This is a genomic window from Isoptericola halotolerans, assembly GCF_045689585.1.
Taxonomy (GTDB): Bacteria; Actinomycetota; Actinomycetes; order Actinomycetales; family Cellulomonadaceae; genus Isoptericola; species Isoptericola halotolerans_B.
Window position 1 is genome coordinate 3,873,818 of the sequence record NZ_CP140108.1, and the last position, 25,290, is coordinate 3,899,107.

Below are 25,290 nucleotides of genomic sequence, written 5' to 3' on the forward strand. Positions count from 1 at the left end.
GGGTGGTTCCCACGTACGATCGGGCGCAGCAATTCGAGGGGGCCGCCATCACCACCGGGGTCGGTGCCCAGGACGACCCGACGGCCGCCTGGGCCTTCAGCGAGACGTACCTCACCGAGGACGTGACGCTCCTGCGCGCCCGGGAACGGGCCGCGGAGCTGGGCTGCCCCGCCGTCTCCCCCGGCACCGGCGCCCTGCTGCAGGTGGTGGCCTCGGCCCTGCGTGCCCGTGCCGTCGTCGAGATCGGTACCGGCAGCGGCGTCGCCTCGCTGTGGTTGCTGCGCGGGATGGCCCCGGACGGGGTTCTCACGACGATCGACCCCGAGTCGGAGCACCAGCGCGCCGCGAAGCTGGCCTACGCCGAGGAGGGGGTCCCCGCGCACCGCACCCGCACGATCGTACGGCCGCCGCTGGACGTGCTGCCCCGCCTGACGGACGGCGCCTACGACCTGGTGCTGGTGACCATCGACCCGCACGCGTACGCGGAGTACGTGGAGGCCGCGGTGCGGCTCCTGCGTCCCGGTGGGGTGCTCGTCGTCGTGGACGCGCTCCCGGCGGGTCGGGTCGCCGACGGCGACCGGCACGACGACGGGACCACGCTGGTGCGCCGACTCGCCTACGCCGTGCGTGAGGACGACCGTCTCACCACCGCCATGGTGCCGGTGGGCGCCGGCACGCTGCTGGCGGTGCGCCGGTAGCGACCGGCACGCACGACGGGTGCGGAGCGGGAATCCCGCTCCGCACCCGTGAGATCGTGCGCCTTCAGCCCGGGTGGACTCAGCCGGTGACGGCCTGGAGGGCCTCGCCCAGCTCGCCGGCCTCGGTCGCGTTCAGCTCGACGACCAGGCGACCGCCGCCCTCCAACGGGACCCGCATGACGATGCCGCGTCCCTCCTTGGTGACCTCGAGCGGTCCGTCGCCCGTCCGCGGCTTCATCGCAGCCATGTGTGGCTCTCCATTTCCGTTGTCCGGTTCACTAGCCCCAACCACCCCAGCCCTCGCCCGTCGCCCCCGGCGACGGATCGACGCCACCGGCACGGCCGCGCAGGTTGAGGCGTGTCTCACCATTCTACTGCGGGCGTGGTGCGGTCCCGTCACGCCATTCCGCGCGTTGCCGCGCGCGGCGGCGCCTCGTCGCGCACGGCGGCCACCATGTCGAGCGCCTGCCGGGAGGCGGCCACGTCGTGGGTCCGGAACACGCGCGCCCCGTGCCACGCCGCGAGGGCCGTCGCGGCGAGCGTGCCGGGCAGCCGGTCGTCGGGGGCGAGCCCGAGGGTCTCGCCGACGAAGTCCTTGCGGCTCAGCGCCATGAGGACCGGGTGGCCGAGCCGGGCCAGCTCCTCCGTGCGGCGCAGCAGGTGCAGCGAGTGCCAGGTGTTCTTGCCGAAGTCGTGCGTCGGGTCGACCAGCACCGACGACGGCGGCACCCCGCACGCGACGGCTCGGGCGGCGGCGCGGCGCAACGTCCCCACGACGTCGTCCGTGACGCCGTCGCGCGGGTCGCGCGCCGCGGTGCCGTCCTCAGGACCGCCTGGGCCGTCGGTCGCCGTCGGGTACTCCACGCGCCACGGGTCGGTGCGCGGCACCGCACCGCCGGTGTGGGAGCAGACCACGCCGACCCCGGCGCGGCCCGCGACCTCCACGAGCTGCGGGTCGTGGCCGGCCCACGTGTCGTTGAGCAGGTCGGCACCGGCCTCGACGGCCGCGCGGGCGACGTCCGCGCGCCAGGTGTCCACGCTGATCAGCAGGTCCGGCAGCTCCGCACGCACCCGGGCCACGAACGGCACGACACGGTCGATCTCCTCCGCGACGCCGACCTCGGGGCCGACGCCGGCACGCACACCACCGACGTCGAGCACGGCCGCCCCGTCCTCCTGGGCGCGGTGCGCGGCGGCGAGCGCGGCGGCGTCGTCGGTGTACCGGGCGGGCGCGTAGAACGAGTCGGTGGTGCGGTTGACGATGGCCATGACCACCGGGCGCACGGCGCCGTCGTCGTCACGACCGACCTCCCGGCCGCGGAGCACCAGCGGCGCCCCGGCGGGCGGGATCACGCGCGGAACTCGGCCGCGAGCGCCCGGCCCCGCTCCACCACGTACGCCACCGCGTCGTCCGCGGAGTCGGTCAGGTGCAGCAGGTCGAGGTCGGTGGGGCTGACCATCCCGCGGTCGACGACGGCGGTCCGCACCCACTCGAGCAGCCCGCTCCAGTACTCGGTCCCGACCAGCACCAGGGGGAAGCCGGTGACCTTGTGCGTCTGGACGAGGGTGATCGCCTCGAAGAGCTCGTCGAACGTCCCGAACCCGCCGGGCAGCACGATGAACCCCTGGGCGTACTTGACGAACATCGTCTTGCGGGCGAAGAAGTACCGGAAGCTCACGCCGCGGTTGACGTACTCGTTCATGCCCTGCTCGAAGGGCAGCTCGATCCCCAGCCCGATCGACGTCCCGCCGGCGTCCGAGGCGCCCTTGTTGGCGGCCTCCATGATGCCGGGCCCGCCACCGGTGATCACGGCGTAGCCCGCGTCGACCAGCCGGCGACCCACCTCCACGGCGAGGACGTAGTCCGGGTGGTCGCTGCGCGTGCGGGCGGAGCCGAAGACGGAGACGGCGGGACCGACCTCGGCCAGGGCGCCGAACCCCTCGACGAACTCGGCCTGGATGCGCATGACCCGCCACGGGTCCGAGTGCACCCAGTCGCTCCCGTCACCGGGGGCCAGCAGCCGCTGGTCGGTGGTCGTGTCGGGGATCTCGGTGCCGCGCAGCAGCACGGGTCCCTTGCGGTAGCCCCGCCCGGTCTGCTGGACGCCCTCGTCGGTACGCTCGCTCATGGGGCAGACACTACGCACCACGCAGCCAGGTGCGCAGCGCGTCGCGGCAGACGGTGAGCTCCCGCACCGGGACCCGCTCGTCGTCGGCGTGGGCGAGCGACGGGTCCCCCGGCGCGAAGTTCACCGCCGGGATGCCCAGCTCGGCGAACCGGGCGACGTCGGTCCACCCGAACTTGGGCTTCGGCTTCCCGCCGGTGAGCGCCAGCACGGCGGCGGCGAACTCGGCGGCGAGCGGGTCGTCGAGCCCCGGGCGCGCGGCGGGCGAGGCGTCCGTGACCGTCACGTCGTAACCGTCGAAGAGCTCCCGGACGTGGGACTCCGCCTCCGCGAGGTCCCGCGACGGCGCAAAACGGTAGTTGACGGACACGGTGCAGGAGTCCGGCACGACGTTGCCTGCGATGCCACCACGGATCCCGACGGCGTTCATGCCCTCGCGGTAGACGAGCCCGTCGACCTCGACCTCTGCCGCCTCGTACGCGGACAGGCGCTCGAGCACCGGCGCCGCGGCATGGATCGCGTTCTCGCCGCGCCAGGACCGGGCCGAGTGGGCCGCCACGCCCCGCGTGCGCACGTCCACCCGGATCGTGCCCTGGCAGCCACCCTCGATGTCGGCGGACGTCGGCTCGCCCAGGACGGCGAAGTCCCCGGCGAGCAGCTCGGGGTGGTTCCGCGCCAACCGGCCGAGCCCGCTCTTGGACTCCTCGACCTCCTCGTGGTCGTAGAACACGTAGGTGAGGTCGACGACGGGCTCGGTGCTCTGCTCGTGGCCCTGCCGTCCCAGCTCGACGGCGAGCGCCAGCATGACGGCGATGCCCGCCTTCATGTCCACGGTGCCGCGGCCCCACAAGACACGGTCGTCGCCCGTGCCCTCCAGCCGCGTCGGCAGGTTGGGCGGGTCGGCGAGCGGCACGGTGTCGAGGTGCCCCGCCAGCACGACCCGGCGGTCCCGACCGAGCAGCGTGCGCGCGACGACGGCATCGCCGTCGCGGGTGACCTCCAGGTGCGGCTGCTCGCGCAGCAGCGCCTCCACGGCGTCCGCCAGCGCCTTCTCGTCGCCCGAGACGGACTCGATGTCGCACACCGCGGCCAGCACGTCGACGAGGTCGGACGCGGGAACCGTCGCGGGGTCGAACAGGCCGGGGGCGAAGCGGTTCTGCTGGCTGGTCACCCGTTCATCCTGCCACCTCGCGCCGATAGGCTGGTGCCATGACGACGCCCACCACCTCCTCCCGTCCTGCCTGGGGCCTCGGCCTGGCGACCGTGGCCGACGACGGCACGACGCTCGACGTCTGGTACCCCGCGCCGCGGGTCGGGCACGCGCCCGACGACGTCGACGTCCCCGTCGAGCTCTCCGCCCTCTCCCAGCGCGACGACGCCCGGCGCGTGGACGTGTCCGTGGTCCGGACCGAGATCGACCTCGACGCCCCGCCGGTGGACGCCGCGGACGCCTACCTGCGCCTGCACCTGCTGTCGCACCGTCTCGTGACGCCGCACGGGCTGAACCTCGACGGGCTCTTCGGCCGGCTCACCAACGTCGTGTGGACGTCCCACGGCCCGTGCAGCGTGGAGGGCTTCGAGCTGACACGGCTGCGCCTGCGCGCCTCGACGGACCGGCCGCTGACGGTGTACGGCATCGACAAGTTCCCGCGCATGGTCGACTACGTCGTCCCGACGGGCGTCCGCGTGGCCGACGCCGACCGCGTGCGGCTCGGCGCGCACCTGGCCGAGGGCACCACCGTCATGCACGAGGGCTTCGTGAACTTCAACGCGGGCACGCTCGGCGCCTCGATGATCGAGGGCCGGGTCTCGGCCGGGGTCGTCGTCGGTGACGGTTCCGACGTCGGCGGCGGCGCCTCGATCATGGGCACCCTGTCCGGCGGTGGCAAGGAGATCATCTCGATCGGCGAACGGTGCCTGCTCGGGGCCAACGCCGGGCTCGGCATCGCGCTCGGCGACGACTGCGTGGTCGAGGCCGGTCTGTACGTCACGGCCGGCACCAAGGTCACCGTGCTCGACGACATGGGCGACGAGGGCGAGCCGCGCGTGGTCAAGGCCGTCGAGCTGTCCGGCCGCAGCAACCTGCTGTTCCGCCGCAACTCGCGCACGGGCGCGGTCGAGGTGCTGTCCCGCGCCGCGGGCGTGGAGCTCAACGCTGCGCTGCACGCCAACTGATGGCCCGGCGACGGCGCTCCGCCGCCGGTTCGGCGGGCGCCGTCGCCGCCATCCTGGTGGTCGGGGTGCTCGCTACGGGCAGCGTCGTCTGGTATCTCTCAGACCGTGAGCCCGCGCTGTCGCGCCAGCGGTGCGCCGCGGAGCTCGACGGCACCTCCTGGTACCTGACGCCCGTCCAGGCGCAGAACACGGCCCTCGTCGTCGGCACGTCGATCCAGCGCGACCTGCCGGCGCGGGCCGGCACGATCGGTGTGGCGACCGCGCTGCAGGAGTCCAGCCTGGTCAACATCGACTACGGCGACCGCGACTCGTTGGGGCTGTTCCAGCAGCGTCCTTCCCAGGGATGGGGCAGCCCGGCCGAGATCATGGACCCCGTGTACTCCACGAACACGTTCTACGCGGGCCTCGAGGACGTCGAGGGCTGGGAGCAGCTGGAGGTCACGGTCGCCGCACAGGCGGTCCAACGCTCGGCGTTCCCGGACGCCTACGCCCAGCACGAGACGCTCGCCCGGGCGTGGACGTCGTCCCTGACCGGCCATTCCCCCGGGTCCGTGACCTGCGAGCTGTTCGCGGTCACCGAGGACGAGCCCGTCGACCTCGCCGAGCGCCTCGCGCGCGACCTGGGCGTGCCGTCCTCCGCCCTGACCGACGACGGGCAGACCGGCGCAGGGCAGGCGACGACCGTCGACGCGACGGTCCTGCGCTACGAGGACCCCGAGCGGTCGGTCTGGGCGGTGGCCCACTGGGCGGTGGCGACGGCGAGCCGCACCGACGTCGTCGAGGTCCGTGCCGGGGACCTGGTCTGGACCCGCGACGCGGCCGACTGGACACCGCTCGACGGCGGTGCCGACGACGGACCGGCGGCCGGCACGGTGCAGATCACCGTGGTCACCCCCGCCCAGTGACGAGGTAGCGCACCCCGCACGGTGGAAGCCGGGTATCGGGTCCTGGGCACGGTCGTCAACCCCGAAGTGGAGGGCGCGCAGCGCCCGTGAACGCGACCGTGCCCAGGACCCGATACCCGGCGGAGCGCTACCGCGCGGGGCGTACGCTCGTGGGAACCAGTTCTACGTCAGCGGTTCTCGAACGAGACGTAGTCGCGCGCCGTCGGCCCCGTGTAGATCTGGCGGGGGCGACCGATCTTGGTCTGCGGGTCCTTGGACATCTCGCGCCACTGGGCGATCCAGCCGGGCATGCGGCCCAGCGTGAACAGCGGCGTGAACATCGCCGGGGAGAAGCCCATGGCCTGGTAGATGAGGCCGGTGTAGAAGTCGACGTTCGGGTAGAGCTTGCGCTCGACGAAGTAGTCGTCGCTCAGGGCGATCTCCTCGAGGCCGCGGGCGATGTCCAGCAGCTCGTCCTTCGCACCCAGCTCGTCGAGCACCGCGTCGGCGTGCTTCTTGACGATGGCGGCCCGCGGGTCGTAGCTCTTGTAGACGCGGTGGCCGAAGCCCATCAGCCGGACGCCGTCCTCCTTGTTCTTGACCTTCTTCATGAAGGTCTCGACGGAGTCGTCGCCGGAGCGGATCTTCTCGAGCATGAGCAGCACGGCCTCGTTGGCCCCACCGTGCGACGGCCCGGACAACGCGTTGATCCCCGCCGACACCGAGGCGTACAGCGTCGCGTTCGACGAGCCCACGATCCGGACCGTCGACGTCGAGCAGTTCTGCTCGTGGTCGGCGTGCAGGATGAGCAGCTTGTCCATCGCCGAGACGACCGTCGGGTTCGCCTCCCACTCCTCGTAGGGGCGGGCGAACGTCATGCGCAGGAAGTCGTCGACGTAGCCGCGCGCCGCGTCCGGGTAGAGCAGCGGCTCGTCGCGCATCGAACGGTGCACGTACGAGGTGATCGTGCGGATCTTGGCGAGGATGAGCACGGTGGCCAGCTCGACCGCCTCGTCGTCGTGCGGGTCCAGCGACTCCGGGTAGTACGTGGCGAGCGCGTTGACGGCCGAGGCCATGATCGCCATCGGGTGCCCGCCCCGGGGGAAGGTGCCGAGGAAGGTGCGGAACGCCTCGGGCACGAGGGTGTGCCGGTTGATGCGGTCGGTGAACGCCTCGAGCTGCTCGGCCGAGGGAAGCTCGCCGTGGATGAGGAGGTAGGACACCTCGAGGAACGACGAGCTGTCCGCGAGCTGCTCGATCGGGTACCCGCGGTAGCGCAGGATGCCCTGGTCACCGTCGATGTAGGTGATCGTCGACTCGCAGGACGCGGTGTTCGTGAAGCCGGGGTCGACCGTGACCATCCCCGTCTCCTTGAGCAGGGACGAGACGACGATGCCGTCGTTCCCCTCGGTGGCCGGCACCACGGGCAGGGTACGTGCCTCGCCGCCGACGGTGAGCTCGACCGTGGGGGTCTGCTGGGTGGACGTCATTTCTTCCTTCCCTGACGGGCCACCGCGACCCCGTCGTCGGGGCCCGGGACACGTGAACTCATGGCAATGTCATGGACTACCGCACGGGACCACCTGAGGGCGTCTCCGCAGGGCAGCCTCGGCCTGCGGATAAAACTACCCTCCCGATCCCATGCGGCTCCAATCCCTGCGTCAAGGTGATGTGATGCGTGCCACAGCAGTCGAGACGTCGTCGTCGCTGGCCGTCAACGCCACCCGGACGTGCCGGGCGCCCGCCGCTCCGTAGAACTCCCCCGGACCGACGAGCACCCCGCGCCCCGCGAACCAGCGGGCCAGCTCGCGTGACGCCGTCGGACCTGCGGCGTCGTCGGGCGAGCGCGTCCACAGGTAGAGCCCGGCCTGCGAGTCGTCGACGACGAACCCCGCCTCCCGCAGCGCCGGGAGGAGGGCCTCACGGCGGCGGCCGTACCGTGCGCGCTGCGCCGCCACGTGCTCATCGTCACCCAGGGCGGCGATCATCGCCGCCTGGACGGGCGCCGGGACGATCATGCCGAGGTGCTTGCGGGTGGCGACCAGGTCGGCCACCAGCGCCGGGTCGCCGGCGACGAACGCCGCCCGGTACCCGGCGACGTTCGACTGCTTCGACAGCGAGTACGCCACGAGCAGGCCGTCGTGTGAGCCGCCGCACACCCGCGGGTCGAGCAGGCTGGGCACCCGGCTGGTGCCCCCGGCGCCGACCCACCGCGGCTCCCAGGGCAGCTCGGCGTAGCACTCGTCGCTCACGACGACGGCGCCGATGTCGCGGGCGGCGGCCACGACGGCGCGCAGGTGCTCGACGTCGGCCACCGCGCCGGTGGGGTTGGACGGCGAGTTGACCCACACCAGGCGCACGTCGCCGCGCCCGGCCCACGTGGCGACGTCGTCGGCCGGCAGCGCGGTGGCGCCGGCGAGCCGCGCACCGACGTCGTAGGTCGGGTACGCCGTCGCGGGGTGCACGACGACGTCGCCCGCCCCGAGCCGCAGCAGGCTCGGCAGGAGGCCCACCAGCTCCTTGGAGCCGACGGTGGGCATGACACCGGCGGGGTCCAGCGACGGCACGCCACGGCGCCGTGCGAACCAGGAGGCGACGGCCTCGCGCAGGGCGGCGGTGCCGTACGTCGCCGGGTACCCGGGGGCGTCCGCGGCGCCGGCGAGGGCACCGCGGACGACCTCCGGGGTCGGGTCGACGGGCGTGCCGACCGAGAGGTCGACCATCCCGCCCGGGTGGGCGGCCGCCGTCGCGCGGACGTCGTCCAGCGTGTCCCACGGGTAGGCGAGGGACCTGAGGTCGGCGAGTCCCATACGTGCGACGAGGGCGCTCAGGCCTGCGGGGGCAGGCCGGCGATCATCGGGTCGTCCTTCTCGATGACCCCCATCTTCGCCGCGCCCCCGGGCGAGCCCAGGTCGTCGAAGAACTCGACGTTCGCGCGGTAGTAGTCCTTCCACTCCTCGGGGACGTCGTCCTCGTAGTAGATGGCCTCGACGGGGCACACCGGCTCGCAGGCGCCGCAGTCGACGCACTCGTCCGGGTGGATGTACAGGGAGCGGGAACCCTCGTAGATGCAGTCCACGGGACACTCCTCGATGCACGCCCTGTCCTTGACGTCGACGCACGGCTGAGCGATCACGTAGGTCACTGCAGTTCCCTTTCGGTGACGGGGATGGAGCGAGCTCCGGGGTGGTACTGGGGGCACTCTAGTATCGCTCACGTGACTGACCGGCATGCGCTCCCCGGATCGTCCGACTGGCGAGACTGGCCCGTCGGCACGCGGGCCGTGGTCCGCCGTCGCCTCAGCCCCGCGGAGGCCGCCGCGACCGGGCGACGCTGGACCGACGTCATCGGCGTCGTCGTCGCGGTGGACGGCGCCGGCGTCACCCTGCGCCGGGACCCCGCCCGGCGCGACTCGCCCGGGGCGGGGACCGAGGTCCGGGTGGCCGCCGACGACGTCGCGGCCGCCCGGCCCCTGCCGCCCCGCCCGGAGCGACGGGCCCCCCGAGCACGCTGACGCGCACTACACCGGCGCGGGCACGACCTCGACGTCGGAGGACGTCAGCCCGACGACGACGGCGCCGCCCGTGCAGCGCTCGACCAGCACCGCCGGCCACCCCGGAGCCAGCGGGACGCGCTCGACGGCCTGGCGGTCTCCGGCACCGTCACGGCGAGGGACGCGGCCGTCCTGCCGCACGCCGTCGGCGGCGTGGAAGAACGCGTGGGCCGACCCGTTGCGCTCCAGCGAGGCCACGACCAGCTCGAGGTCGCGCACCACCTTGCGCAGCGCCGGCGCCACCCAGGCGGCGTTCTGGGAGACCATCGCCTCGGTGCGCGCCGGGTCCGTCAGGGCCACCCGCGTCCCGTCGCGGAAGCTCCCCGCCGCCAGCCCGAGCGCCACGGCCCGCACGGGCGCGCCGGCGACGGCGTTGAGGAGCTGCGTGGCGAGCACGTGCGGCACGTGGCTGACGAGCGCCGCGGCCTCGTCGTGCACGTCGTCGGCCAGCACCGCTGCCGTGCCGGCGCACGAGCCGGTCACCAGAGCGAGGACCGTCGCCAACCGGCCGGGGTCCGTCCCGTCGTCGACGGTCACGGCCCACCGCACCCCGTCGAGCAGCGCGGCGTCGGACGCGTCGAACCCGCTGCGCTCCGTCCCCGCCATGGGGTGCGCGCCGACGTAGCGTCCGGCCAGGCCCGCGGCGGCCATCTCCGCCCGGACCGGGCCCTTGACGCTGCCCACGTCGGTGACGGTGGCGGCCGCAGGCGCGTGCTCCGCCACGTCGGCCGCCACCGTGGCCATCGCCCGCAGCGGCGTCGCCAGCACGACGAGCGAGGCGTCGGCCACGCACCCGGCGACGTCGTCGGCGACGGTCAGGCCCGCCCGGCGCGCGGCCGCACGCGTGGCGGGCGAGACGTCCGTGGCCACCACGTCGACGTCGCGCGCCGCCAGCAGCCGCGCCAGGGACCCGCCGATGAGACCGAGCCCGACGACGGCGACCGGTCCGGGCGCGACGCCCACGGCGCTCACCACAGCAAACCCTCCTCGACGACGGCGGCCGGGTCGTCGGCCCGCACGCTGCCGGCCGGGGCGTGGTCGGCGAGCCGGCCGTCCAGCCCGCCCTCGCCCGGCGCCGCCGGGTACGCACCCAGCACCTTCAGGGCGTCACCGGCGGCCAGCAGGTCGCCGAACAGGTCGCGCACCTCCGGCTCCCAGGGCGCCGCGTCGAGCGTCACGACGAACACGTACTGACCCTCGCGGGCCTTCAGCGGCCGCGTGACCAGGCTCGACATGTTCACGCCGCGGGCACCGAAGGCGTCCGTGATGCGCGCCAGCACCCCGGGGCCGGTGACCACGGGCGTGATCGCGACCATCGTGCGCCACGTGCCGTCGTCGTGCCCGCGACCTGACGCGAACCGGCCGCCGGCTCGCGCGCGGCGGTCCAGGACGGCGAACCGCGTCCGCGCGCCGGGGTGGTCCTCGACGGCCTCGGCGAACGTCTCCAGCCCGTACAGCTCGCCGCAGAGCCGCGGGCCGAACGCCACCTGGTGCACGCCGACGTCGCGGCAGGCCGCCCCGTTGGACGCGGCCGGCACCTCGACGAGCCCGTGCCGGGCCACGAAGCGGCGGCACTGCGCCAGGCCGTGCGGGTGCGCGGTCGCCTCGCGGAGCGCGCCGTGCCCCGGGCGGACGAACGCGTCGAACGACACGTCGAGCACGACCTCGTCGACGGCGACGACGTCCGCACTGGCCAGCAGCACGTCCAACGAGGGCATGACGTGGCCCTCGACGGAGCTCTCGATCGCGACGACGCCCACCTCCGCCGTGCCGGACGACACGGCGTCGTGCACGTCGCCGACCGTCGTCAACGGCAGGCTGTGGAGCGCATCGACGCCCAGGCGCCCCGCCCACGTGCGGACCGCCTGGTGCGTGAAGGTGCCCTCGGGCCCCAGATAGGCGACCCTCACTCGCCCGCCCACCGGGGACGCAGGCTGCGCGGTCCCGGCTCGAACCGCTCGCCGGGGAGCACGGCCAGGGTGCGGTGCGCGACCGTCCGCACGTCGAGCTCGGCCACCAGAGCGTCCAGCACATCCGACTCCGGGCAGCGGAACGACGTGAGGAAGACGTGCGGCCCGTCGGCGGAGGGACGGCTGCGCAGGTGCTGCAGGTCCACACCCGCCTCGGCCAGGACACCCAGCGTCTGGCGCAGGGAACCGCGATGATCGTCCGACGGGCCGAACGCGAGCCACACCTGGGCGCCGCCGTCGAACCGGGGCAGGGACGGGGAGGCCTGCAGCAGCCCGTACCAGACCGGTCCTTGGGCGGCGACCCGCTCGCTGCCGGGCACCTCGACCCAACTGGCCGGGACGCGGGACCGCTCGACGACCAGCGACCCGTGCTCGCCGGCCAGGGCGGCGCGCTCGGCCACGGGCGTGGCCGTCGGGACGAGTCGCGGGCTCACGCCCATCGCCCGCAGGGCGTCAGCGCAGTCCCGCATGCCCGACTCGTCGACCACGACCTGCCCGCCCACGCCGCCGGGCGGGGCCACCCAGACCCACTGCGGGCGGACCGTGGTGGCGGCCGTGACCAGCAGGGCCGGGTCGCCCGCGAGGAGCGCCTGCTCGAGCTCCGGCGAGGGCTGCTCGGGGTGTCCCAGGTGGACGACGGCGGCGAGGTCGTCGATGCTCGCGACGGTGTCGAGGGCCTGGGTCGTCGTGCCCAGGTCCAGCAGCTCGCCGGACTCGTCGCGGACGGCGGACACCACGGTGGAGCCGGCGGCGACACCCGACCAGCCGGCCTCGTGGGCGGCGAGCGCGGCGTGAGCCGACGACTCGCGGGTGGTGCGGCCGAGCATCAGTCGTCCTCCTCGTCGTCCTTCGGCGCCGAGCAGCTCACGGCGTCGTCCGGCTTGTACCGCCAGAAGTCCGACTCGTCCTTGACGAGCTCGCCGTCCTGGTACACCTTGCGGTAGACGGTGATCGCGAACCCTTCCTGCCCGCCGCCGTACGGCTCGCAGTCGGGGCTGCCCGACTTGTCGACCGTCTTGACGGGCACGACGTCCTGCTTGCCCGAGCTCGACTCCTCGACGTCGTAGTACTCCGTCGACCAGATCTTCACGTGGAGCCTGCCGCCGGAGACGTAGCTCTGCATGAGCGCGCCGTACGGGGTGTCGTTCTTGAACTTCATGTCGATCGCGCCGACGTAGATCGTGGCCTCGCGGCCCGCCGGGTATCGGCTGAACCAGTAGCTGTGCTGGCGGTGCTCCACGTCGTCGTAGCCGGCGAAGAAGCCCGCGTTGTAGGTCGTCGTGGCCATCTGCGACAGCCCGCCACCCACGGCGTCGACGTGCACGCCGTTGCTCACCACACCCGCGGCGTAGAACCCGTTCGAGGCGTCGATCGGCGAGAGCGTGTCGATCAGGGAGAACGTCTCCCCGGGCTTGACCAGCGTCTCGTCGACGAGCTCCGCACCGCGGACGAGGTTCTTGGTCCGGACGGGCTCGCTGGTCAGGGGGGTGGAGAACTCCGAGACGACCTCCTTGACGCCCAGCTCCTCGAGCGAGGCGACCGAGTCCTCCGGGTCCTCCTCGACGAGCTCCACGCTCGCCTGCCGCTCCTCGCCCTGCGCCGCCTCCCCGACGGCGGAGGCCACCGCCTCCGGGTCGAGGGTGGTGCCCGCCTCGCCACCGACGATGGTGGGCTCGCCGCCGGAGAACTCGAAGCGGGCATCGTCCGGCTCGCTCAGCAGGTCGTCGGTGCGGTCGATGAGCGCGCTGGTCAGCCGGTCGCCGTCGAGCTCGGCTCGCAGGGCGCCGCCCTCGGGGACGAACGCCGTCGAGCGTGCGAGGACGCGGGCGGGCAGCTCCGGGCTCTGGTCGTCGACGGCCACGGTCACCGGACCGGACACGATCTCCTCGGCGACGGCGAGGGCCGCGTCCGTGGCGTCCTGGTCGATCTGCGGAGGCACGGCCTCGGTCGGCAGGTCCACGGGGCCGGTCGTGACGAGCCACGACGCGACCACCTCGTCCTCGGCGGCGTCGACGACGACCTCGGTCCCGTCGACCGCCTCGGTGGCGGCGGGCTCGCCGTCGGCGAACCGCACGGTGCCGTCCACCGGCTCCGTGGCGAGCGACTCCGCGACGGACGACACGGCCGCGGTCAGCGCGGCGCGGTCGACGTCGAACTCCGGGGCGACCTCCCCCGCGCCCGCGACGTGCTCGACGAGCCGGGCCGGGCTCAGGGAGAACCCGGTGAGCTCGTCCACGGTGGCCTGCGCGTCGAGGGTCAGGCCTGCCTCGGCCGGGTCCAGGGTGCTCGAGACGTCGCCGGCCTGCACCGTGACCGGTTCCGCCGCCCGCGGACCGAGCCCGTCGTCCAGCGCCGCCACCGCGTCGGCCGCGTCGAGGCCTCCGATGTCCACCCCGGCTACGGTGGTACCCGACGGCACGGAGTCGGCCACGAACCACTGCGCCCCGACGTAGAGACCGCCCAGCACGACGACGCCGGCTCCGACGCCGAGGAGCACCTTCGGCCAGCGGCTCGGTGCCCCGTCGCCCTGCAGTCCGTCGAGCGGGGTGCCGCCCGTGGGAGGCGCCCCCTCCCCCGGCGTCGTGGCCGCGTCCGGCGCCGTCGCGGACCCGGTGACCGACGGGATCGCCTCGGTGGGCGGTGCGGACGACGCGCTCGACGGGGAGCGCCCCGCCGCCGCTGCAGCGCGCTGCTGCTCGTAGGCGCGCACCGTCGGCTGGTAGGGGACGTCGGGCTCGTCGGGTGCAGAGGGGGGCACGGGCGCGTGCGGTGCCTCCGGTGACGCAGAGCCGCCCTGCGCGGGCGCGTTCTCGTCGTTCTCGGCCGGCTTGCCCATCGACACGCTCCGTGCTGGTCTCGTGGGGGCCAACCGTGCCCCCCGGGTCAGGTCTGGGCGCGGCAGCACCGCGCGAGATCGAATCCTACTCGGCGCGCCTGGTCGTCACGGCTGCCGTCGGTCGCCGCCGTCCTCGCCCTCGACGTCGACGGCTTCGTGGGCGACGGCCGTGTCCGCGCCGACCTCGTCGGCGACGGCGTCGTCGACGAACCAGGTGCGCGGCAGGAACGCGGTCACCGCGACGAGGACGAGGCCGCCGTAGGTCCAGACGTAGCCGACGGTCTGCGCCGGCACGAGCACGTCGCCTCCGGGACCGGTCGCCGCGAGCACCTGGACGGCGACGAGCCACCCCGCGCCGGCCGCGAGGAGCGTCGCCGTCCCGGACCACGCCCGGCACAGCACCGCCGTGGACAGCGTCAGGGCGAGAGCCATCAGCAGGCCTGTCGGCAACCCTGCCCACTCCGCGCGGTGCGCCACGGTCCCGATCACCCCGACCGCGCCGCCGAGCAGCAGCGCCAGCACGGCGCGGCCCAGCAGGGACCGTCGCCGGGTCGCGGGCGTGGCGGACGCGTGGTGCGGGGCGGACGACACGTCGTACGGGGCGGGCGAGCTCACCGGGCCGAGCCTACCGGCGTCGTCCCGGCCACCGGCACCCGGCGCAGGGACGCGGTCGCCAGGAGGGGGGCGAGCACGCCGTTGCTCAGGGCGTAGCGCGCAAGCACGTGCCGGTCCGCACCGTTCGTCCGACCGGCGTGCTGGACCTGCGTGGCGTGCGCGGCGAGGGCGGCGAGGACCTGGTCGAGCACGGGCGCGACGTCGACCGTGACGCGACCGGACCGCTCGAGCTCCTGCTGCGGCACCGCGACCGGCGGCAGGGCGCCGTCCGGGTCCGCCAGGGCCAGCCCGTGCGCGGCGACGAGCCGGCGGACCGCGGCGTCGTCGCCGAGGGCACGGCGCGCGGCCCGCACGGCCGCCACCGGCTCGACGACCTCCCAGCGTTCCGGGACGGCCCATGGCGTGCCGACGACGGCGGCCGCGGGGTCGGCGGCGAGCTCCAGGGCCCGGACGGTCACCTGGTGCGCGCGCACGTGGTCGGGGTGGCCGTACCCGCCGCCGGCCTCGTAGGTCGCGACGACGGCCGGCCGGCGGGCACGGACGACGCCGGCGAGACGTGCGGCCGCGTCGTCGAGCGGGACCCGCACGAACGCCGTCGGACCGGAGTCCGGTGCCGGGCCGGCGATGCCGGGACGGACCCAGACCATGCCCGAGTCCTCGTAGCGCTCCTGCCCTCCCCCGTCCGCTGTGGGTATGAGATCTCCAGACTGAACGCGTTCAGACCGGTCGATCTCATACCCACAGCGGTCGAGGAACAGGTGGTCGCGGACCCCGAGCGCCTCCAGCGCCGCGGCCAGCTCACGTTCTCGGTGCGCGGCCAGCGCCGGCCCGTCCCCCTCGAGCCGGGCGAGACCGGTGGGGTGCGACGGGGTGTCGATCACCTCGCCGCGCTCGCCGCGTGTGCAGGTCACCAGGGTCACGGGCGCCGTCGCCGCCCAGGTGGCCAGCAACGCCCCGGTCGCGAGGGACTCGTCGTCCGGGTGCGCGTGGACCGCCAGGAGGGTGCCGTCCGGGCGCACCGGTCCCGCCGGGACCACCGGGCTCAGCCGCGCTTGGCCCGCGCCGTCGCCCGTGCGCGCGCCGTGGCGTCGAGGTTGACCTTGCGGATCCGGACGATCTCCGGGGTGATCTCCACGCACTCGTCCTCGGCCGTGAACTCGAGGGACTCCTCGAGCGTGAGCTTCTTCGGCGGCACGAGGTTCTCGAAGCTGTCGGCGGTCGAGGACCGCATGTTCGTCAGCTTCTTCTCCTTGGTGATGTTGACGTCCATGTCCTCGTTGCGCGAGTTCTCGCCCACGATCATGCCCTCGTAGACCTCCTGGGTGGGGTCGACGAAGAACGTCCCGCGCTCCTGCAGGTTGATCATGGCGAACGGCGTCACGACGCCGGCGCGGTCGGCGACCAACGAGCCCGTCGAGCGGGACTCGATCGGGCCGTGCCACGGCTCGTAGCCCTCCGCGTACGAGGACGCGATGCCGGTGCCGCGCGTGTCGGTGAGGAACCGGGTACGGAACCCGATGAGGCCCCGGGCCGGGACCACGAACTCCATGCGCACCCAGCCGGTGCCGTGGTTCGCCATCGTCTCCATGCGCCCCTTGCGAGCGGCCAGGAGCTGGGTGACGGCCCCGAGGTACTCCTCCGGCACGTCGATCGTCATGCGCTCCATCGGCTCGCACGTCTTGCCGTCGATCTGCTTGGTGACGACCTGCGGCTTGCCGACCGTGAGCTCGAAGCCCTCCCGGCGCATCTGCTCGACGAGGATCGCCAGCGCCAGCTCGCCGCGTCCCTGCACCTCCCAGGCGTCGGGACGGTCGGTGGGCAGCACGCGCAGCGACACGTTGCCGACGAGCTCGGCGTCGAGGCGGTCCTTGACCTGGCGGGCCGTGACCTTGTGCCCCTTGCCGCCCTTGCCCGCGAGCGGCGAGGTGTTGATGCCGATGGTCATCGAGATCGCCGGGTCGTCGACGGTGATCAGGGGCAGCGGACGCGGGTCGTCCGGGTCGGTGAGCGTCTCGCCGATCATGATGTCGGAGATCCCCGCCACCGCGACGATGTCGCCCGGACCTGCCGACTCGGCGGGAACCCGGGTGAGGGCCTCGGTGCGCAGCAGCTCGGTGATCCGCACCTGGCCCAGCGTGCCGTCGTGCCGCGCCCACGCGACCGTCTGCCCCTTGCGCAGCGTGCCGTTGAAGACGCGCAGCAGGGCGAGACGCCCCAGGAACGGCGAGGCGTCGAGGTTGGTGACGTGCGCCTGCAGCGGCATCGAGTCGTCGTAGGTGGGCGCAGGGATGGTCTGCAGGATGGTCGAGAACAGCGGCTCGAGGTTCTCGTCGGCGGGCAGCTCGCCGTCGCCGGGCTGCTCCGTGGAGGCACGGCCGGCCTTGGCCGAGGCGTAGACGACGGGCACGTCGAGGACCGCGTCGACGTCGAGGTCCGGCACCTCGTCGGACAGGTCGCTGGCCAGACCGAGGAGGAGGTCGGTCGTCTCCGCGACGACCTCGGTGATCCGAGAGTCCGGGCGGTCGACCTTGTTGACCACGACGATGACCGGCAGCTTGGCGGCCAGCGCCTTGCGCAGCACGAAGCGCGTCTGGGGCAGCGGACCCTCCGAGGCGTCGACGAGCAGGACGACGCCGTCGACCATGGACAACCCGCGCTCCACCTCGCCGCCGAAGTCGGCGTGGCCGGGGGTGTCGATCACGTTGATCGTGATGCCCTCCGGCTCGCCCGCCTCGGCGGCCGCCGGACCGGCGTAGCGGATCGCGGTGTTCTTGGCGAGGATCGTGATGCCTTTCTCACGCTCCAGGTCGCCGGAGTCCATGACGCGGTCGTCCACCTGCTGGTGCGCGGCGAAGGCGCCAGCCTGCCGCAGCATGGCGTCGACCAGGGTGGTCTTGCCGTGGTCGACGTGGGCGACGATCGCCACGTTGCGCAGGTCGGAGCGCACAGACATCTACGGTTCTCTTTCCGTGGGAGGTGGCACCCGGGAACCCGGGGCCGCTCCATCCTACCTGGAGGTGCCCCGTCTCCATCGCGAGCGCCGCGGAGCGGGGTCCGGGCTGCGTACCGCCGACTGCCCGCTGATCTCGGCGAAGTTCTCGGTGACGTGCTCCGTCACCCGGTCGGTGACGTGCTCCGTGAGCTCACGACGCCGGAGCCTGCGCTCGGCGCGCGTGATCTGGCGGTACTCGGCGTCGAGAGCCTTCCACACCGAGAAGGCCGACCCGATCATGACCAGGGAGAACGGCAACGCCGTGAGGATCGCCGCCGTCTGCAGCGCGCTCAGCCCGCCCGCGTAGAGCAGCGCCGCCGCGACACCGCCCTCGAGGACCGCCCAGAACAGCCGGCTCCACAGCGGTGGGTTCTGCTCCCCGCCGTTGGCCAGCATGTCCACCACGAACGACCCGGAGTCCGACGAGGTCACGAAGAAGACGACGACCAGGATGATCGCGATGACGGCCATCCACGCCCCGCCGCCAGGCAGCGACTCGAAGAGCTGGAACATCGCCGTGTCGGTGTTCACCGTGCCGTCGGCGTCGAGCATCGAACCCGGGTCGTTGCGTTCCTGGTGGATCGCCGAGCCGCCGAACACGCTGAACCACACCGTGGTGACGAGCATCGGCACCAGCAGCGTGCCCAGGACGAACTCGCGCACCGTCCGGCCGCGCGAGATGCGCGCGATGAACATCCCCACGAAGGGCGCCCACGACATCCACCAGCCCCAGTAGAAGATCGTCCAGTCCGACTCCCACGCCAGGCCGTCCTCACCCTGGAACGCCAGGGTGTCGAACGTCATCATCATGACGTTCTGGAAGTAGAAGCCGATCGACTGCACCCACTCGCGGGCGAGGAAGAGCGTGGACCCCATGATCAGGACGGCGACGACGAGCGCGCCGGCGAGGATCATGTTCCCGTTCGAGAGCCACTTGATGCCCCGCTCGAGACCCGAGGCCACCGAGATCGCCGCCACGGCCGTGATCGCGGCGATGAGCCCCATCTGGAGAGCGAGCGTGGCGTCGGCCACCTCGAGGTAGTCGAGCCCCGCGGCCACCTGCTGGACCCCGAGCCCCAGGGAGGTCGCCACCCCGAACACGGTGCCGAAGATCGCGAGCACGTCGATGACGTTGCCGAGCCAGCCCTGGACCCGTTCCTTGCCGAGCAGCGGCTCGAGCGCCCACCGGATCGAGGCCGGGCGTCCCTTGCGATGGATCGCGTAGGCGAGAGCCAGGCCGATGACGACGTAGATGCCCCACGCGTGGAAGCCCCAGTGCACGTAGGTCTGGCCCATCGCCGCCTGCGCCAGCGCGGGAGCGTCTCCCGTGACCCCGGGCTTGGGCGACTCGAAGTGCGACAGCGGCTCCGCCACGCCGTAGTAGACGAGCCCGATCCCCATCCCGGTGGCGAACAGCATCGCGAACCAGACGGGGAGCTTGAAGTCGGCCTCCTCGTCGTCCGGCCCGAGGGTGATCTCGCCGAACCGGCTCACACCCATCCAGATCGCGAAGACCATGAAGGCCGCCACGATGACGATGTAGTACCAGCCGAACCCGTTGATGGTCTTGGCCTGGAGCGTGGTGAGCACCTCGGCGACGGCATCGGTCGCGAAGAACGCGAGCAGGACGAACAGCACGATGAGCCCGCCCGCCGGGTAGAACACAGCGGGCGCGAGCGTGGAACGTCGGCGTGTCATACCTTCACACTTCCCTGCCGCGACCTGCGCGGCAACCGCACACGCCGTCGGCCCTCGTCCTGGGGTCCGACGGCGTGCGCTGCGGCTCCGCTCAGCCGATCGTGCTCAGCCGGCGATCTCGTCGCCGACGAGACCCGCCCCGGGGATCGCCGCCAGCAGGTCACGGGTGTACTGCTCGCGCGGGGTGTCGAAGACCTCGTCGGTGGTCGCGTGCTCGACGACCCTGCCGTTCTGCATGACGACGACGTCGTCGGCGATCTGGCGAACGACCGCGAGGTCGTGGGTGATGAACAGGTAGCTGAGCCCGAGGTCGTCCTGCAGGTTGCCGAGCAGCTCGAGGATCTGCGCCTGGACGAGCACGTCGAGCGCGGAGACCGCCTCGTCGAGCACGACCACCTCGGGCTTGAGGGCCAGGGCGCGCGCGATCGCGATGCGCTGTCGCTGCCCGCCCGACAGCTCGTTCGGGAAGCGCCGCATGGCCGACTGGGGCAGCGAGACCATGTCGAGCAGCTCACGCACCCGCGCCTCGCGCTCCTTGGCCGTGCCCACGCCGTGCAGCTTGAGCGGTTCCTCGATCGACCGGAAGATCGAGAACATCGGGTCCAGCGATCCGTACGGGTTCTGGAAGACCGGCTGGACCCGACGGCGGAAGTCGAACGCCTCCTTGGTGTTGAGCGACCCCACGTCGACCCCGTCGAACTCGACAGTGCCCGACGTCGGCTCCAGCAGCCCGAGCACCATGTTGGCCACCGTCGACTTGCCCGATCCCGACTCCCCCACGATCGCGAGCGTCCGCCCTCGCCCGAGGGTGAACGAGACGTCGTCCACCGCAGTGAAGTCGGTCGAGCTGCCGGGCCGCGAACCACGGATCGAGAACACCTTCGTGAGGTTCTTCGCCTCGACGACGGTGGCGGGCCCGGTCGCAGCCGGCGTCTCGCCGGTGTGGTGGGCACGCAGCTCCGCGGACTGCTCCCCGTGGACGTGCGCCGTCTGGATGCGGCGCGATGCCAGCGACGGCGCGGAGGCCACCAGGCGCTGCGTGTACGGGTGCCGGGGGTCGGCGAGGATGTCGCGGGCCGGGCCGGACTCGACGACCCTGCCCTTGAACATCACCAGCAGGTGCTCGGCACGCTCGGCAGCCAGCCCCAGGTCGTGCGTGATGAACAGCAGCGCTGTCCCGAGGTCGCGCGTCATGTCCCCGAGGTGGTCGAGGATCTGCCGCTGGACGGTCACGTCGAGCGCCGACGTCGGCTCGTCCGCGATCAGGAGCTGCGGACGCGACGCCAGGCCGATCCCGATCAGGGCGCGCTGGCGCATACCGCCGGAGAACTCGTGCGGGAACTGGCGGGCGCGACGCGTCGAGTCCGGCAGCCCCGCCTCGGCGAGCACGTCGGCCACGCGCTCGCGGAGCTGCGCCTTCGACCCCTTGAAGCCGTTGGCCTTGAGCGCCTCCTCGACCTGGGTGCCGATCCGCCACACCGGGTTGAGGTTGGACATCGGGTCCTGGGGGACGAGGCCGATCGCTCGTCCTCGCAGGGCCTCCTTCTCGGCACGGGGCGCGCCGACCAGATCCCGGCCGTCGAACCGGACGGATCCGCCGGTGATCTTGCCGGTGCCGGGCAGCAGGTCGATGATCGCCGCGGCGGTCGTCGACTTGCCGGAACCCGACTCCCCCACGATCGCGACGCTCTGCCCGGGGTAGACGGTCAGGTCCGCACCACGGACCGCCTTCACCTCGCCGACGGCGGTGCTGAAGGAGATCTCGAGGTCGCGGATCTCGAGGAGCGGCTTGCTGGGGTCGAAGGGCGCGGGACCGGTGGTGCCGTCGGCGCCCTCGTTGGTCACGGGGAACTGGGTGGTCATCGCTTGCGAGCCTTCGGGTCGAGGGCGTCGCGCACGACGTCGCCCATCATCATGAAGCCGAGCACCGTCAGGGCCAGGCCGCCGGCCGGGTAGAGCAGGATCTCCGGCGCGGTGCGGATCGCACCCTGCGCTGCGGAGATGTCGCCACCCCAGGAGACCGTCGACGGCGGCAGCCCGATACCCAGGAAGCTCAGGGTCGCCTCGGCGACGATGAACTGCCCCAGCGCGACGGTCGCGTAGACGATGATCGGTGCCGCGGAGTTGGGCAGGACGTGGCGCCAGAGGATCTGCCCGCGGCCCATGCCGAGCGACCTGGCCGCGGTGACGAACTCGTTGTTCTTCACCGACAGCACGGTCCCGCGGGTGATACGGGCGATCTGCGGCCACCCGAACAGCGCCAGCACGAAGGCCACCGTGAACGAGGTGCGGTTGGTCGTCACCGACATGATGACGATCGCCGCGAGCACCAGCGGGATGGCGAAGAAGATGTCCGTGATGCGGCTCAGGATCGTGTCGAACCACTTGCCGAAGTAGCCGGCGACCGCACCGAAGACGGTGCCGATGATCACGACCATCGTGGTCGCGAGCCCACCGACGAGCACCGACGCGCGGGCACCGTAGACGGTGCGCGAGTAGATGTCGCACCCCTGCCGGTCGAAGCCGAACGGGTGACCGGCCTGCGGGCCCTCGAGGGCCATGGACAGGTTGCACGACCGCGGGTCGATCGAGGTGAACAGGCCCGGGAACGCCGAGACGAGCACCACGAGCAGGATGATCGCGGCCGAGACCCAGAACAGCCAGCGGCTCCGCATCTGGTGCCAGGCGTCTCGCCACAGGCTGGTCGGGGCCTCGTCGGTCGCGACCGCGTCCACGGCACCGAGGCCGCCCTCGTCGACCGGGGCGACGTAGCGTTCCTGGCCGGGGCGCGGCGTCACCGTGCCGCCCGGGTTCTCGTAGCGGTTCTCAGGCATAGCGGATCCTCGGGTCGAGGGCGGCGTACAGCAGGTCCACGAGGAGGTTCGCCCCGATGTAGACCAGCACCAGCACGGTGGTCAGCGAGACGACGGTGACGCTCTCGCCACGGATGATCGCGTCGTAAAGCGTGCCACCGACGCCGTTGATGTTGAAGATGCCCTCGGTGATGATCGCCCCGGACATCAGGGCACCGATGTCGGCGCCGAGGAACGTCACCACGGGGATGAGCGAGTTGCGCAGCACGTGCCGTCCCGTGACCTGTGTGCGGCTGAGGCCGCGAGCGCGGGCGGTCCGCACGTAGTCCGCGGACAGGTTCTCGGCCACCGACGTCCGCGTCAGTCGCAGCACGTAGGCGAACGACACCGCGGCGAGCACCATCGCCGGCATGAGCAGACTGACGAAGTCGGGATCTCGTCCCGCGGTGGCGGGCAGCCAGCCGAGCCGGACGCCCACGATGATCTGCATCACGAAGCCGACGACGAACGTCGGGACGGCGATGAAGAGCAGGCTGACGACCAGGGCCGTGCCGTCGAAGATGCCACCCTTGCGCATCCCCGCGACGAGCCCGAAGCCGATCCCGAACACGGCTTCGATCACCAGCGCCATCAGGGCGAGCTGGATGGTCACCGGGAAGGCGTTGGCGATCACCTCGGTGATCTCACGCCCACGGAAGTCGACACCGAAGTCGAGCGTCACCACACCGCGCAGGAACAGCAGGTACTGGATGATGAACGGCTGGTCGAGGTTGTACTCGGCGCGGATCTGCTCCTGCACCGCCTCGGGCAGCCCTCGCTCACCACCGAGCGCCGCCACCGGGTCGCCGGGCCTCAGGAAGACCATGGCGTAGAGCAGGAGGGTAGCCCCCAGGAACACAGGGATCACCTGCAGGAGCCTGCGTCCGAGATACCAGAGCATGCGAAATTGTCTCCTCGTGGGCCCGGAGGTTCTCCCCAGGCTACGGGCTTCTTCTCGTCACGGCGTGGCCGCGAGCGGGGTGGGCCGAGGTGCGTCGGGTAGGCGCGGCCGCGGCTCAGCGCGTCGAGTGGTCGACGTCAGACCGTACCGGACGCCGTCGACCACGCGGAACTCTCGCGACAGGACGCCGCCCTCGCCGGAGCGAGGGCGGCGTCCTGTCAGCGGGGTGTCACTCCTTGGTGATCTGGTACAGGATCGGGTCGCTGTCCCAGCCGAACTCGACGTTCTCGACCGTCTCGGCGTAGCCACCGGTGGCGTTCTGGTACCAGAGCGGGATGCCCGGGACGTCCTGGAACAGGATCTCCTGCGCCTCCTTGTACAGCTCGGTCGCCGTCTCGGTGTCCGGGGCCGCGCCGGCCTCGGCCAGCTTGGCGTCGAACTCCTCGTTGGAGTAGTTCATGTCGTTCGAGCCGGCGCCCGTGCCGTAGATCGGGCCGAGGAAGTTGCTCATCGACGGCCAGTCCGCCTGCCAGCCACCACGGAAGATGCCCTCGACCTCGCCCGAGTCACGGGCGTCGAGGAACTCGTCGAAGGTGGTGTACGGCGCGAACTCGCAGCCGATCCCCAGGTCCTGGCGGATCGTGTTGCACGCAGCGTCGATCCAGTCCTGGTGGTCGGAGTCGGCGTTGGACGCGATCTGCAGGGTGTAGTCGTCGCCGACGGGCTCCATGCTCTCCGCCTCGTCCCACAGCTCCTTGGCGCCCTCGGGGTCGTACTCGAGGATCTCCGAACCGGGGATGTCCTCGGAGTAGCCGTCGATGACGGGCGAGGTGAAGTCGTGCGCCGGGGTCCGAGCACCCTGGTAGAGGGTCTCGGTGATGGTCTCGCGGTCGATCGCCATCGAGATCGCCTCGCGACGCATCGTGCCGGCCTCGTCCTGGAACTCCTCGAGCCACTCGGGCACGTTGACGACCTGGATCACGGCCGAGGGCTGGTTCACGGCGCGCTCGCCGAGCTGGTCCTCGAAGGTGCCGAAGGCCGACGACGGCACGTTCGGCAGCACGTCGAGGTTGCCGTCGAGCATGTCGTTGTACGCCGTGTCCTCCTCGGTGTACGCGACCATCTCGACACCGCCGTTGGCGGGCTCGCGCGGGCCCTCGTAGCCCTCACGCGGGATGAGCGTGATGAGGCTGTCGTGCTCCCAGCTCTCCAGCTCGTACGGACCGGCGCCGATCGGCGTCTCGCCGAAGGTGTCCGGGTTCTCGAAGAAGGCCTCGGGCATCGGGAAGAACGCCGTGTAGCCCAGCCAGAGCGGGAAGTCCGCCGACGGCTCGGCGAGCTCCGCGGTGAAGGTCGTGTCGTCGACGACCTCGACCGCGATGTCGGAGGCCTCGTCGGACGAGAAGCCCGCGAACCCGTTGAAGAAGTACTGCTGGTTCTGAGCGTTGTCGAGGTTCGCGATGTACTGCCACGCGTCGACGTAGCTGCTGGCCGTGACCGGGGTGCCGTCGGAGAACGTCCAGCCGTCCTGGATCGTGATCGTCCAGGTCTGGTTGTCCTCGGACTCGATCGACTCGGCCATCTCGTCCTCGACTCCGCCTTCGGAGTTGTAGTACACGAGGCCGGAGTAGATGTTCTTGACGACCAGACCGCCGTAGACCTCGTTGGTCATGCCGGGGGTCAGGGGGTTCTGCGGCTCGCCGCTGCTGACGGAGACGACGCCGGTGCTGGCGCCGTCGCCCTCCGCGGTCGAGTCGCCGTCGTCGGAGCCGGAGTCTCCGCACGCAGTGAGCAGCAGCGCCGAAGCCAGGGTGAAGGCCCCGATGCCTGCTAGACGTCGTCGAGGTGTCACGTGTCCTCCTGAGTAGATGTGCACGCTCCCGGCATGGATGTCCGGGGGCGGTGGTGCCCGGGCGCGGATCGGCGCTCGTGGCACGGTGCGGGAAGGAGCCTAACCTTTCGATCGTGTCCCGGGTCACCATTTCGTGGA

At 72.3% G+C, this 25,290-nt stretch carries 23 protein-coding genes; 4 read left to right on the forward strand and 19 right to left on the reverse strand.

The features are described 5' to 3' along the window. The first annotated feature begins 47 nt into the window (after nucleotides 1-47). The gene (locus UQW22_RS18255) at nucleotides 48-698 is read left to right on the forward strand and encodes an O-methyltransferase (protein WP_407320855.1); all 651 of its coding nucleotides are present in this window, start codon (nucleotides 48-50) and stop codon (nucleotides 696-698) included. A 79-nt stretch (nucleotides 699-777) separates the two neighbouring features. Here UQW22_RS18255 and UQW22_RS18260 read toward each other — a convergent pair whose 3' ends face one another. The 4 genes from UQW22_RS18260 to dapE form a co-directional block, all read right to left on the reverse strand. Beyond that, the gene (locus UQW22_RS18260; protein WP_106266794.1) at nucleotides 778-945 is read right to left on the reverse strand and encodes a DUF3117 domain-containing protein; all 168 of its coding nucleotides are present in this window, start codon (nucleotides 943-945) and stop codon (nucleotides 778-780) included. Between the two features lie 149 nt (nucleotides 946-1,094). Next, nucleotides 1,095-2,048: a dihydropteroate synthase gene (gene folP, locus UQW22_RS18265; RefSeq protein ID WP_407320856.1), complete on the reverse strand. Its 954-nt coding sequence runs from the start codon at nucleotides 2,046-2,048 to the stop codon at nucleotides 1,095-1,097. Continuing rightward, nucleotides 2,048-2,827 (reverse strand): TIGR00730 family Rossman fold protein, encoded by a 780-nt coding sequence (locus UQW22_RS18270; protein WP_407318613.1) that lies wholly within the window; start codon nucleotides 2,825-2,827, stop codon nucleotides 2,048-2,050. The genes folP and UQW22_RS18270 overlap by 1 nt, the downstream gene beginning before the upstream one ends. A 10-nt stretch (nucleotides 2,828-2,837) precedes the next feature. Continuing rightward, entirely contained in the window at nucleotides 2,838-3,995 is a 1,158-nt protein-coding gene (gene dapE / locus UQW22_RS18275) for a succinyl-diaminopimelate desuccinylase (protein ID WP_407318616.1), read from the reverse strand. A 38-nt stretch (nucleotides 3,996-4,033) separates the two neighbouring features. Here dapE and dapD point away from each other — a divergent pair, with 38 nt between their 5' ends. Together dapD and UQW22_RS18285 are read left to right on the forward strand one after the other, a co-directional pair. Further along, nucleotides 4,034-4,999, forward strand: a complete 966-nt coding sequence (dapD, locus tag UQW22_RS18280; protein ID WP_407318617.1) for a 2,3,4,5-tetrahydropyridine-2,6-dicarboxylate N-succinyltransferase — start codon at nucleotides 4,034-4,036, stop codon at nucleotides 4,997-4,999. Beyond that, a complete protein-coding gene (locus UQW22_RS18285; RefSeq protein WP_407318618.1) occupies nucleotides 4,999-5,904 on the forward strand; it encodes a hypothetical protein in 906 nt (301 codons plus the stop codon). The genes dapD and UQW22_RS18285 overlap by 1 nt, the downstream gene beginning before the upstream one ends. A 167-nt stretch (nucleotides 5,905-6,071) precedes the next feature. On the opposite strand, the gene UQW22_RS18290 is transcribed toward UQW22_RS18285, so the two are convergent. The 3 genes from UQW22_RS18290 to fdxA form a co-directional block, all read right to left on the reverse strand. Next, nucleotides 6,072-7,373, reverse strand: coding sequence for a citrate synthase (locus UQW22_RS18290; RefSeq protein WP_407318619.1), 1,302 nt, complete (start codon nucleotides 7,371-7,373; stop codon nucleotides 6,072-6,074). Nucleotides 7,374-7,544: 171 nt separating this feature from the next. Continuing rightward, nucleotides 7,545-8,693, reverse strand: a complete 1,149-nt coding sequence (gene dapC, locus UQW22_RS18295; protein WP_407318621.1) for a succinyldiaminopimelate transaminase — start codon at nucleotides 8,691-8,693, stop codon at nucleotides 7,545-7,547. A 17-nt stretch (nucleotides 8,694-8,710) separates the two neighbouring features. Next, nucleotides 8,711-9,028: a ferredoxin gene (gene fdxA, locus UQW22_RS18300; RefSeq protein ID WP_402464266.1), complete on the reverse strand. Its 318-nt coding sequence runs from the start codon at nucleotides 9,026-9,028 to the stop codon at nucleotides 8,711-8,713. Between the two features lie 72 nt (nucleotides 9,029-9,100). Between fdxA and UQW22_RS18305 the strand changes: the two genes are divergently transcribed. Continuing rightward, entirely contained in the window at nucleotides 9,101-9,397 is a 297-nt protein-coding gene (locus tag UQW22_RS18305; RefSeq protein WP_407318622.1) for a DUF6725 family protein, read from the forward strand. A gap of 6 nt (nucleotides 9,398-9,403) precedes the next feature. Here the strand turns inward: UQW22_RS18305 and UQW22_RS18310 are convergent, their stop codons facing one another. From UQW22_RS18310 to UQW22_RS18365, 12 genes are all read right to left on the reverse strand, one after another. Then, entirely contained in the window at nucleotides 9,404-10,408 is a 1,005-nt protein-coding gene (locus tag UQW22_RS18310; protein WP_407318623.1) for a prephenate dehydrogenase, read from the reverse strand. Further along, nucleotides 10,405-11,346: a prephenate dehydratase gene (locus UQW22_RS18315; protein WP_407318624.1), complete on the reverse strand. Its 942-nt coding sequence runs from the start codon at nucleotides 11,344-11,346 to the stop codon at nucleotides 10,405-10,407. The genes UQW22_RS18310 and UQW22_RS18315 overlap by 4 nt, the downstream gene beginning before the upstream one ends. Next, the gene (locus UQW22_RS18320; RefSeq protein ID WP_407318625.1) at nucleotides 11,343-12,233 is read right to left on the reverse strand and encodes a hypothetical protein; all 891 of its coding nucleotides are present in this window, start codon (nucleotides 12,231-12,233) and stop codon (nucleotides 11,343-11,345) included. The genes UQW22_RS18315 and UQW22_RS18320 overlap by 4 nt, the downstream gene beginning before the upstream one ends. Beyond that, nucleotides 12,233-14,242, reverse strand: a complete 2,010-nt coding sequence (locus tag UQW22_RS18325) for a VanW family protein (protein WP_407318626.1) — start codon at nucleotides 14,240-14,242, stop codon at nucleotides 12,233-12,235. The genes UQW22_RS18320 and UQW22_RS18325 overlap by 1 nt, the downstream gene beginning before the upstream one ends. 105 nt (nucleotides 14,243-14,347) lie before the next feature. Continuing rightward, nucleotides 14,348-14,857, reverse strand: coding sequence for a DUF6113 family protein (locus tag UQW22_RS18330; protein ID WP_407318627.1), 510 nt, complete (start codon nucleotides 14,855-14,857; stop codon nucleotides 14,348-14,350). Beyond that, entirely contained in the window at nucleotides 14,854-15,894 is a 1,041-nt protein-coding gene (locus tag UQW22_RS18335) for a PIG-L family deacetylase (RefSeq protein WP_407318628.1), read from the reverse strand. Before UQW22_RS18335 ends, UQW22_RS18330 begins: the two co-directional genes overlap by 4 nt. A gap of 5 nt (nucleotides 15,895-15,899) precedes the next feature. Further along, entirely contained in the window at nucleotides 15,900-17,810 is a 1,911-nt protein-coding gene (typA, locus tag UQW22_RS18340) for a translational GTPase TypA (protein ID WP_407318630.1), read from the reverse strand. A 54-nt stretch (nucleotides 17,811-17,864) separates the two neighbouring features. Next, nucleotides 17,865-19,547 (reverse strand): BCCT family transporter, encoded by a 1,683-nt coding sequence (locus UQW22_RS18345; RefSeq protein WP_407318631.1) that lies wholly within the window; start codon nucleotides 19,545-19,547, stop codon nucleotides 17,865-17,867. A gap of 105 nt (nucleotides 19,548-19,652) precedes the next feature. Beyond that, nucleotides 19,653-21,410 (reverse strand): dipeptide ABC transporter ATP-binding protein, encoded by a 1,758-nt coding sequence (locus tag UQW22_RS18350; RefSeq protein WP_407318632.1) that lies wholly within the window; start codon nucleotides 21,408-21,410, stop codon nucleotides 19,653-19,655. After that, a complete protein-coding gene (locus tag UQW22_RS18355) occupies nucleotides 21,407-22,381 on the reverse strand; it encodes an ABC transporter permease (RefSeq protein ID WP_407318633.1) in 975 nt (324 codons plus the stop codon). Before UQW22_RS18355 ends, UQW22_RS18350 begins: the two co-directional genes overlap by 4 nt. Beyond that, nucleotides 22,374-23,300, reverse strand: a complete 927-nt coding sequence (locus UQW22_RS18360) for an ABC transporter permease (RefSeq protein ID WP_407318635.1) — start codon at nucleotides 23,298-23,300, stop codon at nucleotides 22,374-22,376. The genes UQW22_RS18355 and UQW22_RS18360 overlap by 8 nt, the downstream gene beginning before the upstream one ends. A 229-nt stretch (nucleotides 23,301-23,529) precedes the next feature. Further along, complete coding sequence (locus UQW22_RS18365; RefSeq protein ID WP_407318636.1) at nucleotides 23,530-25,152, reverse strand: ABC transporter substrate-binding protein; 1,623 nt, start codon at nucleotides 25,150-25,152, stop codon at nucleotides 23,530-23,532. Nucleotides 25,153-25,290 lie beyond the last annotated feature (138 nt).